Consider the following 15,035-nt stretch of genomic DNA (forward strand, 5'->3'; position numbering starts at 1 on the left):
TCGGCTGGCGTTGGTCGCACTTGCAGCATGGGACACGCTCTCGATTTACACAAGCTACAACCTGATATATTTATTAAGAATTGAGAGATGGGAAGGACTAAGTGACGGGCTCATTACAGCAATAGCAACATGGCTAAGCGTTTCGTATCTAGCAGGAAGATATTCACCGCCAAGTGATAATGATAGATATCCGCGGACGGTGCAGCTAGCCAAGACCGCACTAGCAGCACTTGCAGTAATCGCTGTGTTTGTTGGACACACATGGCTTTATCAGGTCGCCGATGCGCAGACTCGATTCAGGGGATTTCTAATTCCGTTGGTACTGAGTGCGTACTGCCTATCAACGATTGGGCAGGCAGCACAAACAACGATTTCCACAAGGCGGCGGTATTGGCTATTGCTAGCCAGCGAACAAGAAGCAGATGTTCTCCTTAAAGAGATTGCAGCAGAAGATTATCAGCTTCGGTCGAGAACAACAGTCTTGACAGACGGAATTACTACCTTAGATAGTTTGAATGAAAAAAGCTCGTGCAGCATTGCTGTTGGAAAGATCGACAAGAGTTCTGATGTAGAGAGGGAAAGAATACTAAGGTTTAGAGAGCGAGGTGAATACGTTATTCCTCTTCTGAATTGGTGCGAACAAGAGCTTCACAGAATTCCTCCTGAAATGGTGCTGACTGATTGGCTGATTCAAGCTGAAGGATTTGCACTCAGACCAGGTAGTAGCAGCTGGCGCATAAAGCGATTTGGAGACGTAATTGGGGCTCTAATACTGATTTTGGCAACAGCGCCGCTAATGCTGATAGCAGGAATACTGATTTGGTTGGAAGACCGAGGCCCAGTCTTTTATCGGCAAACGAGGAGCGGGCTATACGGCAGGAAGTTCAAGATATGGAAACTGAGAAGCATGAGTGTTAACGCTGAACGATTAGGCATTCAGTGGGCGTCTCGAGGTGACCCTAGGGTAACAAGAGTAGGGAGACTAATCAGAGCAGCACGCATTGATGAACTGCCACAACTCTTTAGCGTGCTAAATGGCGACTTAAGCTTAATTGGACCAAGACCTGAACGGCCCGAGATAGAAAAGGAACTAGAGAAAGCAATACCCAATTATAGGCTGAGACATTGGATTAGACCTGGGCTAAGCGGATGGGCTCAAGTATGCTATCCGTACGGGGCAAGCATCAAAGACAGCAGAGCTAAGCTAAGCTATGATTTATACTATTTAAGAAATGCAGGACTTGCCTTAGATTTTTTGATAACGATTAAGACAATGCGCCTAGTCTCAGGCGCTAAGGGTTCGCTTCCATTAGAAAGCTGATTAGCGATGTTGCTAGCAAGACTAAGGATGATGCCATTCATACCACGCAGGTGCATTGCGAAGATTCATGACAATGTCCTAAGTTAGGATAAACAAGAAGAAGCACTTCGGAAGGAATAGAGAAGTCTACGGAATCAGCCCTGCAAGATGAGGCGGCGGCGGAATGCTTGCAACGATGTACAGATTAAGTCAATTGGTGTTCTTAGCACGTAAAAGAGCAGCCGGGCAAGCAACTTGAAAAGAAATGGCTGGAAATGATTTGTATACACTGAAAGATAAAGGATTATAGAACTGTTGTAGAGCCAGGAAAGATGGCACACTGGCTTTGTGGCGTTAGAATTCAGTAGCGTGTGAATAAACCATCAGAACAGAAAGAAGTTGCGAGATATAGTGCGCTTAGTGGGGGGGGTGGGCAGTTGGATAAATAAGTAATTAAAACAAGGTTGGCCACGAAGGGGGGGGATCAATCAGCCATATGGGAGCACTGAAAGAGACAAGGGAAGATTCCCTCTGAACCATGAAGCTGCTGGAATGGGATCGATACCAAATACGAAGGAGTGTTCATGGGGGGTGGGGGGGGTGTTGGATGAGGCTTGGGGAAAATGTAGTTAATGATAAAATGGTGCCAACGACTTCTAGTGGTCTTGCAATGAGCTACACCGAGTGCGACTCCTGCAGGATCTCAGAAGAGGATGACCTCGTGCAGGTTGTAGACATAGGCCGACAGTACTTATCTGGTGTTTTCCCAAGGGATGTCAGTGCCTCTATAACAAAGGGACCACTACAGCTCAAGATCGGCATAGAAAGTGGTTTGTTACAACTAGGTCATAGTTATGATTTGAATGAGATGTACGGAGACACATATGGCTATCGATCGGGTCTGAATGACTCGATGGTTCACCATTTACGTGAAAAACGGGAGCGCTTGTGTAAACAGTTTGGAATGGATAGCCCGAATATTGCTATAGACATCGGCAGTAATGATGGAACACTTTTAAATGCATATCCAGATGATTGGACACGAGTAGGGGTTGATCCAAGTTCGAAGAAATACAAAGAGTTCTACAAGCCTGAAATTCATCGATACGAAACCTTTTTTGATGACAAGAGTGCAGATGAAATTGCAGGCAACCATGGAAAAGCTGACATAATCACATCAATAGCGATGTTCTATGATCTCGAAAAGCCGAAAGAATTCGTAAGCAATATTAGAAGTCTTTTAAAGACAGATGGGATTTGGCATTTTGAGCAAAGCTATATGCCAGCAATGCTAAGAACAAATGCTTACGACACAATTTGTCATGAGCATCTTGAGTACTACTCACTTGAAGTAGTAGCAAATATGTTGTCGTCTGAAGGGTTGAAGGTGGTTGATGTAGAACTAAATGCGATCAACGGTGGTAGCTTTGCGGTTACTGCTGCGCGTAAGGAATCTAAATGGACTCCTAATAGTCCTGTCATTAATTGGCTGCTCAGGCAAGAACGAGCACAGCAACTCAAGAGTCCAGCGCCATACAGAAAATTTGAAGAGGGGATCTACCGACATAGGGAAGCATTGAGAAGTCTAATCAGAGATGTGAAGGAAGACGGAAAGCGAGTCTGTGGATACGGAGCAAGCACGAAGGGCAATACTCTTTTACAACTTTGTGGTCTTGGAGCTGAAGAAATTGATTGTATCGCAGATATCAATCCGGATAAATATGGTTGCTACACGCCGGGGACAAAGATTCCCATTGTTTCAGAAGAGCAGTGCAAAGAATTAAGACCGGATTACTTTTTAGTTCTTCCATGGCACTTTAGGGACGGAATACTAAAGCGTGAGCACGAGTTCAGAAAGAATGGGGGTAAGTTTATATTTCCACTTCCAGAGATCGAGATTATATAATGAATATAGTTATTGGTGCTAGGGGACAAGATGGATCATTTGTATATGATCAACTCAGCTCTCATAAATTGCCGGTTATAGGGCTGGGTAGGGATGGAGTGTCGAAAAGCGCTAATATTAGCGACGATGTTATAGAAGTCATTAGATCACTACAGCAGAGTCTAAAGAGTTGGGATCACAACGAAAAGATGTTCTCGGAGTTCTTATTACGTGTCAATGCAGGAGTGATATTTGACTGCGCAGCAAGTCATACAAGCACGAAGAAGTTTTCTAGAAGCAATCAGCAAGAGATGTATCAGTTAAATGTTAGACGAACTTCATGCATACAGGACTCGTTAATGCGCAGCGCAGATAAAGGTTTGACGCCGAGACTGATAACTTGTGGATCATCGTTGATGTACGACGGAAAGGGGGGGCTTCGAGTGGATGAAGAGACCCGAATGAGCCCTACAACAGGCTACGGATATGCAAAGATGATTGCTCGTAATCAATGTAGTGTCCTGAGACATTTTGGGCTAGAAGCATCAATGGCTATACTTTTTAACCATGACAGTGTGAGAAGGTCGCAAGAGTACTTCCTGCCCAGGGCAATCAAGGCAGTTTCAGACTACTCAGAGGAGACACCAGTAGAGTCTTTTGGATGTCTTGAGAGACAGATAGATATAGGGTCAGCAAAGGATGTGGCATGTGCACTTGTCAGACTGAGCAAAGTGGAAAGACTAAGTTCAGACTATGTAGTGGCGACAGGTAGATTGACAACACTAGCTGAGATGGTTGACTATATCGGGCAGCATTTTGGGCTTACAGGAGTTTCAAGGGTGCTGGGTGATGAAGGGCCATGCGAAAATATTAGAAAAGATTTCTTGATAGGTGACATATCGAAGGTAACGCGGGAAGTAGGTTGGGAGCCTACAGAGGATATATTCGATGTAATTGATAGCATGGTGCAACGGTATCGTGATGAAAGATAGAGACGTGAAGGCCAGACTATTTGTTTGGCCGATATTAACAACTCTGGTACTAGCGATACTTATAGTCCAGACAAACGAATACGGTGCTACTTGGGATGAGTTTTTATACTTTAAAGGGGTAAGGGGTGTTGTTAGGCATGGGGTAGATATTCTTATGGGGCGTGGTCCGGATACAAAGGATATTTTTGGTGACCTTGCTTTGTTTGGCCATACAAGCAGGTTTGTGCCATTTCTGTTATCTCAAGCAAACGTGCTTCAGGTTGCGAATCTAGAGTCGCTAACGGATGCGCAGAAGTTCCTGCTAGGGAGCTTTACAAGCTTAAACCATTTATCATCAGTAGTTTTTGGATGGATGACGGGCTGCTTGTTGAGCGTGGTGGCATGGAAATCGGGTAGAAGGTATTTATCTGCATTAGTATTCTTCTTAATTGTACTATTTCCGGAATGGACTGGTAGTTCATTCTTTAATAATTCCGACATTCCTCAAGCGTTTATGTTTACGTGCTTTTCATTGACGTGGGCGGTTCAAGGATGGCTTGGATTCGTAAGCGATAACGCTGACAGAAAAAGAATTTGGATATGGGCAACATTAGCTGGTGTATGGGCAGGTTTGAGTGTAAGTACACGTCCAGGCTCGGTAGTATTTATATGCTTTTATTACATAGCTTTACTCGCCTTGGTTTATGTCTTGAGGAAGACGGGGAGGTGGGGGATGACATTATTGTCTATCGGTATCTCAATGATTATTGCAAGTATAGTATTTTATTTGACGTATCCGCAAGGTTGGGATCGGTGGCCCTGGCAAAGCATCTATGAAGCAGTAGGCTATATTTCTGATCGACAGAAAGGGAGTGTGGTCGAGGCGGCGACTTATTTAGCAAACCAGCTCTATGAGAGCCTTCCATTGCTGTATGTTGTGGGATTGGTCAGTCTAATATACGTATTCTTCAATAGAATCATAGAGAGTAGAATTAATTGTAGGGTTTACTTAACAAGATTATGCCAAGACAAATGGTTCTGGATTTATTTATCGATGATTCTGCAGGTAATGGTACCGATAATACTTGTATCACTATCAGGAACAATACTTTACAATAGGCTTAGGCATATAATGTTGATTTATCCTCCACTAGTTATGCTGTCGTCCTTAGGGCTTCAACTAGCTTTAACAGGAGAGACTACAAGTGCTAAGCATTTTTACAGGATTTCTATAGCCGTTGTATCTATCTTTACAGTTGCAGAGATAGTATTGCTATCTCCATATCAATATACTTATAAGAGTGACGTCTCACGCTTGGTAGATCTGCGCTTCGGCACCGCGGAGCACACTAAGAGTAGATATTATGGGCTGAATAATGACTATTATGGAGCAGCGCAGAAGCGGCTATTCGCCTTTTGCGTTGAAGATAAGTCTTGCCTGAGTGAACTTGTAAATAGTCATGATGGTGTACGTCAGAGTAATGGAATAGTGGCAGATAGTGGATCGTTTAATAAAGAGCTATTTGATGCATCTCGATTACTATTTCTTAGACCCGAAAAAGAAAGAGAGCCGCAAGATGGCCCCAAAAGAGGTTTTTATTTGTTTAGTACAAATAAGTTCAGGGATCTTGACGATAGCAACTGCTCAATCACGAATTCGCTAACACGGCAGATATTAGTTCCTGTAAAGAAGGCTAGCATCGGGGAGTTACTCTTTTGCAACTAGTCGCGTGTAACGTGTAGGTAGTCACCCTTGACTGCGATAAAGTGAAAGTTTTCGTTGATGAGAGAGATAAGTTTGTGACTTTCATTTGGAATATATATTGTGGCTTTGTGACCTTTTGGAATCATGCTTAATAATTGAGAAGCTGAGAGTTCACTCGACGATCTACGTGACAAGTTAGCCCCTCCCCAGTTTGCTTTAATTGATGGATTGATAGTTTGGGGTGTATATGGAGGCATAAGGGGTTCCTGCGACTGTTGGGAAGAAGAGTCAAGGACTAGAAAATAAGAAGATTGCATGATGTATTTCGCGACTTCATTATTCTTTGCAATCCAGTCGAGTGAGGGATTGATACCGTTGAAATATCTATTACTGAAAGCCTGATTGATACGTGATGACAAGGGAAGAACCAGCTCCAATAGCTGGAGTACAAATGCGAAAGGGAGGACACGTCGAAAATGATGGGTTTTGAGTGTACATGCAACCCATATGATAATCAAGTAATAGATAGGCCAAGTAAAACGACCAGCAGAGCGAAAGATTCCATAGAAGCTAACCATTGTTTTGTGGAGACCAAGATGTAAATATGGTGAAACGATTGGTTGGCTTGAGATATTCCAGGTTAGGCCCCAGGAAAGCAGTAAAAAGATTGTGCAGATAACAGAGGCTTGAAAAAAGCGATCTTTGTAGTTGTGGATAAGTTTTGAAGGAGAGTGAAATAAGGTTAATACACAGAGAAGAAAGAGTGATATCCCAAGATAAGAATACCCCTCTAACTCAAATGGTTCTGAGACCGGGAGGGCCGCGATAAGGGAGGAGGTGCCCTGGGGATTAAAAAGAGAAAGCATATTTGCACCCCATATATCGGACATCGTCTGTGAATGGCCAGGTATATAGCCACAAATAAACAGTATTAAAAGACAGATGAAAAGAGTAGCTATTAGCAATAAGATTCGGTATCGTAGGTTGAGTCCTGTTCTAGGTAGCATTGTTGAAAGAACGAAGCAACAAGCTGCGAAAGGAAGATTGTATGGGTTTATTCCGCATATACAGGCAAGTAGTATGGTCCAGGTTGGCCAGTTTTTACACGATACAAGGAGAAGGATTAGAGGTGCAAGGACTAACACATGCAGCTGAAGTGATTCATGGCCGCTAAGGATCCTGTTCCAGGAAATTGGACTAGTGATGAAGAAGAAGGAGAGAAAAAGGAATTGTAATGACTGCAAACAATATCTTCGCGAGAGCATAATCGTCAATAAAGCAATAGATAGAGAGTTAAGGCAAGAGAGAATGACGAATATTATGCCGACTGGAAACTTAACAAGCTTGTAGATAGGCCAAAGTATTATTGAAGGAAGTGGATAGGCATCTGCGTACAAGAGTGAAGAGTTGTGGGGCCATGTAAAAGACTGTAGATAGGCAGGAATCCAGTGAGAGGAGTTAAGATATGAATGAATTGCTACGTAGTGAAGCCGATAGTCAGCCCATCCTGCATCATTGAAACATATTTCTGAACCAGAGATACATGGGCCCCAGAGAATCAGAGGGAAAGCTATAGATATAAAGAGTACTAGTATCTCTACTGTGCTTACTGATCTGACTCCATCAAAGAAAAGAATCAAGTGCGGGCTACGCATGAAGACAAAGCGGACGTCGCGCACCAAGGGTCATGTACTATGTTACAACAAGGATTAGCAGACACGTCAAATGAAGGTGGTAGTTTTCACCGCAACTTACAATGAGATCGGGAACATAGAAAGACTTTGCTCAGAAGTCATACGTTGTTCAGATAAGATTGAGGTTCTTGTGGTAGATGATTCCTCTCCAGATGGAACAGGAGATTTACTGGATAGAATGAAAGAAGTAAACAACAGAATCACTGTAGTTCATCGTCCTAAAAAGTCGGGAGTGGGCTCAGCTCATAGGATGGCATTGAGATATGCCCATGATAACGAGGTTGACTTCTTGATAACTATGGACGCTGATTTTTCACATCCTCCTGAGTACATCAAAACATTTTTAGATAGCATGCACAAGGCGGATTACTTGGTGGCTTCAAGATATGCATATGGGGGATCAACAGAATACAAAGGCACCAGACTATTCATCTCGAAGACTGCAAACGTACTAGCGAAACGTCTATTACACCTCGAGATGACAGAGTGTACATCATCGTTCAGAGGCTTTTCGAGGAAGGCTGTGGATGCACTACTTGGAGTTGATATAACAGCTGATGGCTATTCTTATTTTCTGGAGACGAGCTACTGGGTGCAGAGACTGGGTTTGAGTGTTTATGAGTTTGGCTTTCGGTTTAAAGATAGATCTGAAGGCGTATCAAAGATATCTAAGCGAGAGATCTTCAAAGCGGTGTTAAAGCTTCTCCGGCTAAGGTTCTCAGTCAATTAAATAGCCTGCAAGCTTGAGAGCCTGACCATGTTTTAAGCCAACATTTAGTGATTAAGAAGGGAACCACTTCTCTAAAGTACACGTTAATAAGTGGGGCTATCGGGCATTAACCCGTAATGGCAAGGCATAGTACTTAACATCAACAATGCTAGTCTTAAGCTGATTCAGTCCTGGTATGACGCAGAATCTTCTCTCACGCTGATTCGATTAAGTAAAAGGTTTCAGGTGGTTATCAGATTTGCATCAGTTTAGTACATTAAGCATGATCTGGTTGGCCTAGATAATTTAGCCTTAAGGGGACTGCCTGGTGTTAATGGGTGGCTGAACAAGCAGATCGGTAAGCGATGTGGAGATGTAATGCATTTTTGAAATTAGTTTAAGCTGAGAAATGAAGTGGCCGATCATCCAGGAAACTAGCGAACAAAGGCTAGATATTCGGGTTTTACCAAATCGCCTAAAGACTCTATACGTCCATACTGTCATCAACAACTTTGAGCTTGATAGGTTACTGTCATGGATACAATAGAATGCCAAGACACTTGGCAAACAACCGTATCTAAGTGTTGGATAAAAGCGCAGTATTTCTAGCCAGAATAGGAAGTCTTCATGGGGTGTCTGCTGGAAACGAAGGTTTGCTAGTTCTGCTGAGATAACAACTGTGAGCATAGGTATTGGGTTTTTTCCGTTCAGAGTGCCAGGTGATAGCTTTAATGGTGGGCACACAATGGATCTAAGTGGATGAGATAAGTCACCGTCTAGGAAGCGTCCATATGCAGAAACAGAGAGATCAAGATGATTAGCGATATGAAAGCTTAGTTGTCGTTCGAGCTTTTCAGGATGCCATACATCATCCACGTCGCAGAAGGCTACAAGGTCGGTGCTAACCATTGCTAAAGCACAATTCCTGGCAGCCGCCGGACCAGGCCATGACTTAGAAAAGGTATTGTTGATCAGGTGAAAGCGGGAATCACCGGAAACAATGTTGCGAAGCAGGTTCGGACCATTGTCAGTGGATCCATCGTCAACCATGATGCATACCCAGTCCGTTCGTGTTTGAGCCTGAATCGACGATACAAAGCGTAGGAGGAACTTTTCGGCATTTCTATAGGGTGTAATAACTGAGACAACTGGCTGCATAGCTTGTAGGCCTCAGACCATGTCATATTTGACAAGTAACTGGTGGTATTGAGAAATCGACTTGGCACGTCCATAGTTTTTCTTGTAGAGAATAAGAGCGTTTTTGCCCATTTTGACAACTTGATCGGGCGTTTTGCTGAGATAGATTAGGGTTTTTGACAAAAGAACTGGATCTCCATGTGGAACGACTAGGCCACATTTATTGTGGGTAATAAGAGAGGCGATCTCAGACTCCTCGCTAGACAGAAGAAGGACCGGTTTAGAACTAGCCAGAATTCCGTAGAGTTTGCTTGGTGCAACAGTATCATCTGCTCCAGGAATTAGGCTTACAATCGAGATATCACACGAAGCCAGACTGTCAGCAAGTAGAGCACGTGGTTGATAAGGCTTGACAATTACATTGGTTAGATTATATGTGGCGCGATACTTTTCTATCTGATCTGCTTTTGCGCCACCTCCAACAAAAACAAACATAATGGGATAGGCCTGTAGCATTCTTGCGGCTTCTAAGATGATCAGGATTTCATGAAGACGGCCGAAGTTTCCGGAGTATTGGACAGTAAAGGTATTTTGAAGATCCCAGGAATATGCGAGTTGACTTTCTAGCTTGGCTTTCGACTGCGGAGAGAAAACGGCCCAGTTGGGGATGAATTCCAACTGGATATCAGAACCAAACTCAGACTTACAACGACGAATCATCGATGAACTAAGAACAACCGTTGTCTGACTTCTAATAAGTACAAGCTTCAGCAGCGAGCGCCATAGGAGGATCAGCGGACCATGAGCGGGCAAGATACCGGTAAGAGATGCGGAACGTGGAAATACATCCTGAAACAAGAAGACATACCGAGTACGCCTGATGAGTGAAACGAGGACTCCAATGAGTCCTATAAATGGTGGATTAGATACGATGAGAAGGGATTGATGTTTTTGAATGTTAACCAGAAGCCAGGTGGCAGTGCCCGTAAAGAAAAGAAAACCATGTATTACCTTCTTGAGGATGCCCACAGACGGTGAGCTAGAGCTTGAAAGACGAAGAACGGGATAGGCATGATCCGATGGGCCGCATGTAGCAGTGAGGACACGCAGGCTTATCCCCGATCGATAAAGATCGTCTGCCAGATCGGTTACAAGTTGGGCTGTTGCCCCAGTGCTAGGAGAAAAGTTCTCGGTAAGAATGATGAGTTCTTTAGTGGAGCCTGGGTTGAGCGTCATAGTGGCAGGTTACGCCTCTTTCTTTGTAACTCAATGACCTTAATCACTGTCATCATGTCGAAACCGGCCATCATCAGCGCAAACAGAAAACCCTGCCAACCCTCAAGAAAGCCAGCTTGAAGTACATACTTTTGGAGAAACCTTAGCATTGGTCGCAACCACCAGAACTGGGACAAGAACAATCTCATCCTGCGCCAACGCCGGGTCGCAAGAGTGCTGCTTTTACGCGTTGTTAGGAAAGCGACAATCTGCTCTGCATCCCAGCTCGAATAGCGGCGATGCCTCTCCAACCAGTCATCAAAGCCTTTACTAAATGCATAGTGTTCATATGGCACGGAGATTCGCCCGACATGTGAGTCGGGCGCAAAGCTCTCCCAAACGCCGCCTTCAAAGCGGGTCGCTCCACGCCGGATGAGACGTGGATGCCAGTTCGGATAACCCTGAGTGCGCTTCAGCCATCGTCCGAAAAACCAATAACGCGGGGTTAATTCATAAGCATCAAAGCGATTTTCTAAATGAATACGTGACTGGATCGCTTCAACTAAATGGGTCCCCACCTCTTCATCAGCATCAAGAAATAGCACCCAGTCACTGGATAAACCACAGTGATCAAGAGCCCAGTTGCGCTGATCTGTGATCAGGAATGGTGGATCCTGCCGATGCTGGATAAAGCGGGCCTGATACCGCTCTGCCACCTGCTGAGTTGAATCAGTACTACCGCTATCCAAGACCAACAGTTCATCACACCAGCTCAGAGATTGCAGAGCACGAGAAAGATCCTGTTCCTCATTCAGGGTGAGCACAACCCCAGCAATTTTGAACCGGTTAACCATGACTCAGAACACTCGAATACAGCTGCAGGCCTGCGCGAGCAATCAACTGCTTGGAAAAGCGCTCTTTCACCCAATCTTCGGCACCCAAACCAGGTCTCTGTGTGCTCAAGGCTATGTCAAGCATTTGAACCCAAGCGCGTTTTGACCGTTCTGCAACGCGAACTCCTGGGCAACTACGCAATAAATCAGCCACACCGACCCGATCGGAAATCAGGGCACCACATCCACTGGCCAAGGCCTCCACGACCACATTGCCAAAGTTTTCATGGCGACTAGGCAGAAGCAACCAATCAGCCGCGTTATATGGAGCCATCAACTCTTTGGCAGGGAGGGCCGGGTGCCAGTGGCAACGGTTGGCCAAGCCCAAATCATCAAACTGTCTCCTGAGGCTACGGCCAGTACCGTCATCATCCTCGCCGATAAACAGGATCTGCCATGGCTTATGGGCAAGGACCTGGAGCACCTCAGGTAGAAGATCAAGACCCTTTTTGTGATGCAGTCGACCCGCCACAAGGAACAGAGGTTGATCAACCGGCAACGCCATGTGCTCACGCCAGGCCTGTCCTGCTGAAGGATCAGTGTGCATTTGAGACAACTCGATCGGATTCGCGAGGAGCTTTACCGGCGGCTTTAGACGCAGCCAACGAATCTCCCTAGCTTCCTGACTAGTCGTGCAATGCAGCGCTGCAGCTCGTTGCAGCAATGACCACTCTTTCAGCAGAAAATAAGGGAATTTTTTCCACCACCCACGTCGCAAAGAATATGGGCCAAGAGCACCCCGCAAAGTTTGAATCACGGGAACACCAGCAGCATGGGCAGCCTGCTGAACAGGCAAGCCCAAGGGCTGCCAGATCGAACTGAGATGGAGCACGTCGGCCCATGCCATCTGCTCCGGCAAGGCCTCGACCAGGGCCTGGGAGTAAATCGTCTTTGCCTGGCTATCGACGGGGTAGTAGGTGACATTGACACCATTCACAAGCTGTGGTTTCCCAAGTTGTTCCGCTGGAAAATCAGGGAGACCGGCATTGGTCGTCATAACTCTCAGCTCGACGCCAAGCTGCTCTAGCGCTTCACAGAGTCGAGAAACACTCAGTACAGGGCCACCAAACTGCCAGGCCGGGGCATAGACCGGTAGGAAATGAAGCACTCGCATCAGAAGCGTCCCAACATCAGCTTCTCTGCGAGGCTCTTCACGTCGCTCCATTGCAGCAGCAAGAGCATCGCGGTTCCAAACAGCCCCAAGGGGAGCGACCATGACAGGCTCGCCAGGCTAAACACCTGGGCCAAAAGCACGAAACCGATAGCCAAGCTCAAGATGGCAAGGGGAAGCATCTTCTCTGGAGACTTTAGGTATCGAAAAACTGGCCAGCTAAAACCGAGAACAGGCAGCAAGACATAGAGCAGGCGGACCAGAAGGTACGCCGCCAAGCCCGCATTGGGAATCCAGAGCCAGCCCAAGAATGCTGCCAGGAGTGCGCTGCCGTTTTGCCAGAGACCGTACAAACGAGTCTTGCCCTGGGCCAAAAGGGGCTGAACGGTTAGTTGTGCAAGGCATTCCAACAATGCAGTAAGAAGCAGGAGACGTGTTGGCAAGAGTGCTGCCTCAAAACCAGCACCAAAAAGAAAGCTCAGCAACCAGTGATCAAAGAGGCAATAGACAATGAGCACCTGCAACAGAACCAACCAGATCAGGCGCAAAGGCATCTCGAGACGCTGGACTTGACCCTCAAAGGTCAGTTCGACGCGGAGCTGGAGAAAAAGGACGGGGACCAGTGTTGCAGGCAGAAAGGCAAACAACTGCTGAAAGATTTGACCGATGCGCAAATAACCAACCTCCGCTAGCCCGCTACCACGAGCGACCTGCAGCAGTAGCGGATAGAAGATTAATGAAGAGAGCAAATTAGACCCATAGAACGGCAAACCCCGTTTCAGCAACTGATGAGCGCTGTCTCGCAACGGTGGCCATAGCCGAAACGGTGTCCAAAGATCACCAAGCCTTTGCTTGAGCCAGGCGCACTGGAGGACAGCGACAAAGCACCATCCCCCCAACGCACCTGTGACGCCAAGCGTGAGGGCACCAACAGCCGCCATGAGCAGCCGCAACGGGAAAAACAGCCCTTGCCGCAGGGCGAGCAAAGCGGTCTGCTGGCTAACCAAGAGCACCTCCCAGGCAGAAGCCGAGATGCCCTCACAACCAAACATAACCAGAAGAAACACACTCCAGATCAGGCGTAGCGAGGTGGCGATAGAAGCCGGAAAAAGCGCTTGGCCAAACCACAACCAAGTCCCTAGAGCAACACAGAGCAGCAACGTCACAGCGCTGCAGATCTGGGCAAAGGAGTGCGCAAGCCGCACCCCATCTTCCCGCTGAGTCGCTTGCGGGTCTCCTCCCAGTTCGAAATTGAGGGCGTAATCCGCTCCGCAACGCACCAAGGTCTCCCCGGTTTGGACTGTCGTGGTGACAAGGTTGAACAAACCCAGATCTGTTGGCCCCAGCCATCGGCTGAGCAGGAGATTGCTGCCAAAGCTGAACAACCGGCCCAACCCAGCGCCGCTTGCCAGGTGCAACCAACCACGACGCAGGGCTGAAGTCATCGCCCGGAAACAGCCTCTAGCAAACGTTGTGCTGAGGCAGTCGTGGTGTGCTGATGCACCCATTCGCGAGAGGCTCCGAGCAACTGTTGGTAACCAGTTGGGTCTGCTTCCACAGCAACGATTTGTGCCTGGAGATCAGGCCAACTCTGATAACTGAGGCAGTTCACACCAGCTTGCAGTCCGTGGGGTGCACAAGCAGATGGTTTGGTCTCTAGCTGCCTGACGCAGGGCACAGCACCTGCGGCCGCGATCTCATAGTGCCTGAGACAATCCCAGCCACCCCGCTTCGTCGTCACAGCAAAGCGGGATGCCGCCAGATCATCGTAGTAAGCCTCTTCCGAAGCAAAGGCATAGGAGGTGTGAAGTCCGCAAGCTCGTGATACTTCAGGATCTACGCAATGGCTGGCAAAACGTTGCTTCTTGTCCTCAAGATGAATGGGGCGAATCTTCTCCACTGGAATCGAAAAACTCGCAGGTACAACTCGACACCGACTGCTTTGGCCTCCCTCTCCCTGCCACTCCCGCTTGAGATAAAGACAACGTCCGGAGCGTATGGGGAAAGGCTGCCAGCCATAGCGGCGGAATCGAGTCCCACTGCGGTGAAACAAACGGGTGTCGTCATCCCCGTCGAGCAAGACAACCGGAACGGTCTGCAAGAAAAGCGCTAGATCCAAGAGTTGCCCCCACTGACGCCAGATCTGACCAATCACAACGAGATCAAACCAACCAGCCTCCAAGCGCTGAATCACAAAGCTCCGATCTACAAAACGATCCGGAAGCAAGCCATAAAGGGTGAAACCGTGGCCACGGACACCCAGTTGCGGCGCGACGGAACAAGCTTGATGCCCCGCATACAACACCTGCTTCCTCGGATAATCGACGACCTCAAGACCCAGGGAGATCAAGCCGTGCAGCAGTGAATCGGCGAGATAGTCCTCTCGAGACTCTGTCAGGAACAAAACTCGAGAGA

11 protein-coding genes are annotated in these 15,035 nt (G+C 46.8%); 5 read left to right on the forward strand and 6 right to left on the reverse strand.

All coding sequences use genetic code 11. The annotated features are described in order from the left end of the window. The first annotated feature begins 10 nt into the window (after positions 1-10). The 5 genes from ACLM42_RS10975 (at position 11) to ACLM42_RS10995 (ending at position 8,285) form a co-directional block, all read left to right on the forward strand. A complete protein-coding gene (locus ACLM42_RS10975; RefSeq protein WP_415399091.1) occupies positions 11-1,321 on the forward strand; it encodes a sugar transferase in 1,311 nt (436 codons plus the stop codon). Positions 1,322-1,838: 517 nt separating this feature from the next. After that, on the forward strand, positions 1,839-3,206 hold the full coding sequence (locus ACLM42_RS10980; protein ID WP_415399092.1) for a methyltransferase domain-containing protein: 1,368 nt from the start codon (positions 1,839-1,841) through the stop codon (positions 3,204-3,206). Continuing rightward, entirely contained in the window at positions 3,206-4,177 is a 972-nt protein-coding gene (locus ACLM42_RS10985) for a GDP-mannose 4,6-dehydratase (RefSeq protein WP_415399093.1), read from the forward strand. Before ACLM42_RS10980 ends, ACLM42_RS10985 begins: the two co-directional genes overlap by 1 nt. Next, on the forward strand, positions 4,167-5,882 hold the full coding sequence (locus ACLM42_RS10990; RefSeq protein WP_415399094.1) for a hypothetical protein: 1,716 nt from the start codon (positions 4,167-4,169) through the stop codon (positions 5,880-5,882). Before ACLM42_RS10985 ends, ACLM42_RS10990 begins: the two co-directional genes overlap by 11 nt. A gap of 1,704 nt (positions 5,883-7,586) precedes the next feature. Then, complete coding sequence (locus ACLM42_RS10995; protein ID WP_415399095.1) at positions 7,587-8,285, forward strand: polyprenol monophosphomannose synthase; 699 nt, start codon at positions 7,587-7,589, stop codon at positions 8,283-8,285. A gap of 291 nt (positions 8,286-8,576) precedes the next feature. Here the strand turns inward: ACLM42_RS10995 and ACLM42_RS11000 are convergent, their stop codons facing one another. Genes ACLM42_RS11000 through ACLM42_RS11025 form a run of 6 tightly spaced genes read right to left on the reverse strand, consistent with a single transcriptional unit; the run spans position 8,577 to position 15,024 of the window. Next, positions 8,577-9,422 carry a glycosyltransferase family 2 protein gene (locus ACLM42_RS11000; protein ID WP_415399096.1) on the reverse strand — a complete coding sequence of 282 codons (846 nt, stop codon included), beginning with the start codon at positions 9,420-9,422 and terminating at the stop codon, positions 8,577-8,579. 12 nt (positions 9,423-9,434) lie between these two features. Beyond that, positions 9,435-10,637, reverse strand: a complete 1,203-nt coding sequence (locus ACLM42_RS11005) for a glycosyltransferase family 4 protein (protein ID WP_415399097.1) — start codon at positions 10,635-10,637, stop codon at positions 9,435-9,437. Further along, positions 10,634-11,470 carry a glycosyltransferase family 2 protein gene (locus ACLM42_RS11010; RefSeq protein WP_415399098.1) on the reverse strand — a complete coding sequence of 279 codons (837 nt, stop codon included), beginning with the start codon at positions 11,468-11,470 and terminating at the stop codon, positions 10,634-10,636. Before ACLM42_RS11010 ends, ACLM42_RS11005 begins: the two co-directional genes overlap by 4 nt. Then, positions 11,463-12,623, reverse strand: a complete 1,161-nt coding sequence (locus tag ACLM42_RS11015) for a glycosyltransferase (RefSeq protein ID WP_415399099.1) — start codon at positions 12,621-12,623, stop codon at positions 11,463-11,465. Before ACLM42_RS11015 ends, ACLM42_RS11010 begins: the two co-directional genes overlap by 8 nt. Beyond that, the gene (locus tag ACLM42_RS11020; RefSeq protein ID WP_415399100.1) at positions 12,623-14,065 is read right to left on the reverse strand and encodes a lipopolysaccharide biosynthesis protein; all 1,443 of its coding nucleotides are present in this window, start codon (positions 14,063-14,065) and stop codon (positions 12,623-12,625) included. The genes ACLM42_RS11015 and ACLM42_RS11020 overlap by 1 nt, the downstream gene beginning before the upstream one ends. Beyond that, a complete protein-coding gene (locus ACLM42_RS11025; RefSeq protein ID WP_415399101.1) occupies positions 14,062-15,024 on the reverse strand; it encodes a hypothetical protein in 963 nt (320 codons plus the stop codon). Before ACLM42_RS11025 ends, ACLM42_RS11020 begins: the two co-directional genes overlap by 4 nt. Positions 15,025-15,035 lie beyond the last annotated feature (11 nt).

The organism is Synechococcus sp. W4D4, assembly GCF_047716805.1.
In the GTDB taxonomy this organism is placed as follows: Bacteria; Cyanobacteriota; Cyanobacteriia; order PCC-6307; family Cyanobiaceae; genus Vulcanococcus.

Bases quoted from the DNA above. Each gene is read 5' to 3' on its own strand.
- ACLM42_RS10985 (WP_415399093.1), top strand. From the start codon at position 3,206: ATGAATATAGTTATTGGTGCTAGGGGACAAGATGGATCATTTGTATAT.
- ACLM42_RS10990 (WP_415399094.1), top strand. From the start codon at position 4,167: ATGAAAGATAGAGACGTGAAGGCCAGACTATTTGTTTGGCCGATATTA.
- ACLM42_RS11000 (WP_415399096.1), bottom strand. From the start codon at position 9,422: ATGCAGCCAGTTGTCTCAGTTATTACACCCTATAGAAATGCCGAAAAG.
- ACLM42_RS11020 (WP_415399100.1), bottom strand. From the start codon at position 14,065: ATGACTTCAGCCCTGCGTCGTGGTTGGTTGCACCTGGCAAGCGGCGCT.
- ACLM42_RS10980 (WP_415399092.1), top strand. From the start codon at position 1,839: ATGAAGCTGCTGGAATGGGATCGATACCAAATACGAAGGAGTGTTCAT.
- ACLM42_RS11005 (WP_415399097.1), bottom strand. From the start codon at position 10,637: ATGACGCTCAACCCAGGCTCCACTAAAGAACTCATCATTCTTACCGAG.
- ACLM42_RS10995 (WP_415399095.1), top strand. From the start codon at position 7,587: ATGAAGGTGGTAGTTTTCACCGCAACTTACAATGAGATCGGGAACATA.
- ACLM42_RS11015 (WP_415399099.1), bottom strand. From the start codon at position 12,623: ATGCGAGTGCTTCATTTCCTACCGGTCTATGCCCCGGCCTGGCAGTTT.
- ACLM42_RS11010 (WP_415399098.1), bottom strand. From the start codon at position 11,470: ATGGTTAACCGGTTCAAAATTGCTGGGGTTGTGCTCACCCTGAATGAG.